The sequence below is a fragment of the Pseudomonas sp. XP1 genome, from assembly GCF_053557675.1.
This window is the reverse complement of sequence record NZ_JBNRIJ010000044.1, coordinates 6,683-10,358: the sequence shown is the minus strand read 5'-3', so window position 1 is coordinate 10,358 and position 3,676 is coordinate 6,683. Positions and strand designations below refer to the sequence as shown.

Genomic DNA, 3,676 nt, shown 5'->3' with positions numbered 1-3,676 from the left:
CCCGCGAAGGGGGCCAGAACAGTATTCAGCCGCCCTGCCCCGCAACCATTACTTCAGTACAGCCAGCGCTGCATCGTAGTTCGGCTCGTCAGCGATTTCGCCAACCAGCTCGCTGTGCAGCACCTTGTCGTTTTCGTCCAGCACCACCACGGCACGGGCAGCCAGGCCGGCCAGCGGGCCATCGGCAATGGCCACGCCGTAGTTTTCGAGGAACTCGCGGCCACGCAGGGTCGACAGGTTCTTCACGTTGTCCAGGCCTTCGGCGCCGCAGAAGCGTGCCTGGGCGAACGGCAGGTCGGCGGAGATGCACAGCACCACGGTGTTGGCCACATCGTTGGCCTGGGCATTGAACTTGCGCACGGAGGTAGCACAGGTCGGGGTATCGACGCTCGGGAAGATGTTCAGCACCTTGCGCTTGCCGGCGTAGTCTTTCAGCGACTTGTCAGCCAGGCCTTCACCTACCAGGGAGAAAGCCGGAGCCTGGGCGCCGGTTTTCGGCAGTTCGCCTTTGACCTGAACCGGGTTGCCTTTGAGAGTCACTTGAGCCATGACGAAATCCTTATGCGGGGTTTGAAAAGGACACTGAGTTAAGCATGAAGGCGGCCGGGTGCCTATGGGGGCAGGTGAAATTGTTCTATTGCCGGACAATTCTTGTGGACAAAAAAATGCCCGGGTGGCAACAAGCGACCCGGGCATTACTGTTGCAGATGGCCTATCAGCCCAGCAGGCCGTATACCACCGAAGTCAGCGCAACCAGGCCGACTACTACCACGAACACGTTGGAGGCAGCACCGCTGTATTTGCGCATCGATGGCACGCGGCGAATGGCGTACATCGGCATCAGGAACAGCAGCACCGCGAGGATCGGGCCACCGAGCGACTCGATCATGCCGAGGATGCTCGGGTTGAGCGTGGCGACGATCCAGCACACCACCAGCATCAGCGCGGCGACCACGCGGTCCAGGGTCTTGGCCCCCGGGCGTGCGCCGGCCTTGGTGATGATGCCCTTCAGGCCTTCGCTGGCGCCGATGTAGTGGCCGAGGAACGACTTGGCGATGGCCACGAAGGCGATCAGCGGTGCAGCGAACGCGATGGTCGGGTTGCTGAAGTGGTTGGCCAGGTACGACAGGATCGACAGGTTCTGCGCCTTGGCCTCGGCCAGCTGGGCGCTGCTCAGGGTGAGCACGCAGCTGAACACGAAGAACAGCACCATCACCACCATCAGCAGGTGGGCACGGCGCAGGATCTGGCCGCTACGCTCATCGGCATGCTCGCCATAGCGGCGCTTCTGGTCGACGGCAAAGGCGGAGATGATCGGCGAGTGGTTGAACGAGAACACCATCACCGGAATCGCCAGCCACAGGGTGTGCAGGAAGGCCGAGGCCGGTGGTACCTGGGTGGCGCTGTCGAGGATGCCACCGGTCCAGTGCGGGACCAGGTACAGGCCCAGCAATGCCAGGGCGACGATGAACGGGTAGACCAGCAGGCTCATGACCTTGACCGTGGCCTGCTCCCCACAGCGTACGATGGCCAGCAGGCCGAGGATCAGCACGAACGACAGGATGGCGCGTGGCGGCGGCTGCATGTGCAGCTGGTGCTCCATGAAGCTGGACACGGTGTTGGTCAGCGCCACGCTATAGATAAGCAGGATCGGGAAGATCGCGAAGAAGTACAGCACGGTGATCGAGGCGCCGGCGGTAATGCCGAAATGTTCCTTGACCACCTCGGTGATATCGCCGTCATTGCGCCCGGAAAGGACGAAACGGGTCAGCCCGCGGTGAGCGAAATAGGTCATCGGGAAGGCCAGTATGGCCAGGATCAGCAACGGCCAGAAGCCGCCAAGGCCGGCGTTGATCGGCAGGAACAGGGTTCCGGCGCCGATCGCTGTGCCGAACAGGCCCAGCATCCAGGTGGTGTCGTGACGCGACCAACTGCCGAGGGTGGCGGGGGTCGATTCTGCAAAGCGTTGTTCAACGCTTGGGGCCTGCTCATTCATTCCGGGTGAAGCTCCACTCGCAAGACTGCAACAGGCTGAGAATGGCGAAATAGACGTTTCGCCCAACTCAACCGAAAAAGGGAGCGCGATTGTGCACGGAAAGGTTGCACTTGCGAAGCCCTTTTCCGAGGAGCGGTTGCACTTGTCTTTACAAGCGGGTTATGCCGGTGGGCTGCAGGAGGAATTTGACAGGTGTAGGAGCAGCCTTGTGTCGCGAAAGGGGTGCGCAGCGCCCCCAACGTTTGCAGCTTCGCCGCGAATATTGCCGGGGCCGCTTTGCGGCCCTTTCGCGACACAAGGCCGCTCCTACAGAGGCCGCACCCCACAGAAGCGGCCCCGTGCGGTGTTACTTCTGGACGGCGGCGAAAGCTTCGGCAACCCGTTGCAGGTTGGCCGGGCGCAGGCCGGACATGCATACGCGGCCGCTGTCGATCAGGTATACGCCGAACTCGTCACGCAGACGGCGCACCTGCTCGACGCTGAAGCCGGTGTAGCTGAACATGCCGCGCTGGCGCAGGAAGAACTGGAAGTCCTGGCCTGGCAGCAGCACGGCCAGGGCATCGACCAGCGCCTGGCGCATGTCGAGGATACGCTTGCGCATCACTTCGACTTCCTCGGCCCATTGGGCATTGAGGGCGGCATCGCTGAGTACGCCAGCGACCAGCTGGGCGCCGAAGTTGGGCGGGCTGGAGTAGTTGCGACGCACAGTAGCCTTGAGCTGGCCGAGCACGCTCTGGGTAGTGGCTTCATCGTCGCAGACCACCGACAGGCCGCCAACACGCTCGCCGTACAGCGAGAAGATCTTCGAGAACGAGTTGCTGACCAGGCACGGCACGCCGGCGCGGGCCATTTCGCGGATGGCGTAGGCGTCTTCCACCAGGCCTTCGGCGAAGCCCTGGTACGCGATGTCAAGGAACGGGATCAGCTGGCGTGCCTTGACCACTTCAACCACCTGTTGCCACTGGTGCTGTTCCAGGTCGGCGCCGGTGGGGTTGTGGCAGCAAGGGTGCAGGAGCACCACACTGTTGGCCGGCAGGTTCTGCAGGGTGGCCAGCATGCCGTCGAAGTCCACGCCACGGGTGGCCTGGTCGAAGTACGGGTAGGTGTGCACCTTGAAGCCGGCGCCTTCGAAGATGGCGCGGTGGTTGTCCCAGGTCGGGTTGCTGACCCAGACTTCGGACTGCGGGAAGTAGCGCTTGAGGAAGTCGGCACCTACCTTGAGGGCGCCGGAACCGCCCACGGTCTGCACGGTGGCAACGCGCCCGCCGGTAACAGCCGGGTGATCGGCACCGAACAGCAGCGCCTGGATCGCCTGGCGGTAACTGGCCAGGCCTTCCATCGGCAGGTACAGCGAAGCTTCGTGGTCCTGGCCGGCGATGCGTTTTTCCACCGCATCCACAGCCGCCAGTTGCGGCACCACGCCGGCCTCATCGTAGTACAGGCCGATACTCAGGTTGACCTTGTCGGCGCGCGGGTCGGCCTTGAAGGTTTCCATCAACGAGAGGATCGGGTCGCCGGCATAGGCATCGACATGTTTGAACACAGCGTGCAGCTCCTTGGATCAGGACAGTTCGAAAAGGCAGCCCTGAGCATACCCGGAGTGCGGGCTCAGGAACATCAACTATTGTGCAAGGTTGTCTATGCAACATTGCATGGCTGGGGATTGGTGCAGGCAGTGAG

The 3,676-nt window shown here is 62.7% G+C and carries 3 protein-coding genes; all 3 read right to left on the bottom strand.

Going from position 1 to position 3,676, the window contains the following annotated elements; translation table 11 throughout:
• Positions 1 to 48: 48 nt before the first annotated feature.
• Positions 49 to 549: a thiol peroxidase gene (gene tpx / locus ACK1U9_RS23745; RefSeq protein WP_046615428.1), complete on the bottom strand. Its 501-nt coding sequence runs from the start codon at positions 547 to 549 to the stop codon at positions 49 to 51.
• A 166-nt stretch (positions 550 to 715) separates the two neighbouring features.
• Positions 716 to 1,996, bottom strand: a complete 1,281-nt coding sequence (locus ACK1U9_RS23740; protein ID WP_046615429.1) for a serine/threonine transporter — start codon at positions 1,994 to 1,996, stop codon at positions 716 to 718.
• A gap of 346 nt (positions 1,997 to 2,342) precedes the next feature.
• Positions 2,343 to 3,539 carry an amino acid aminotransferase gene (locus ACK1U9_RS23735; RefSeq protein ID WP_046615430.1) on the bottom strand — a complete coding sequence of 399 codons (1,197 nt, stop codon included), beginning with the start codon at positions 3,537 to 3,539 and terminating at the stop codon, positions 2,343 to 2,345.
• Between the last annotated feature and the right edge of the window lie 137 nt (positions 3,540 to 3,676).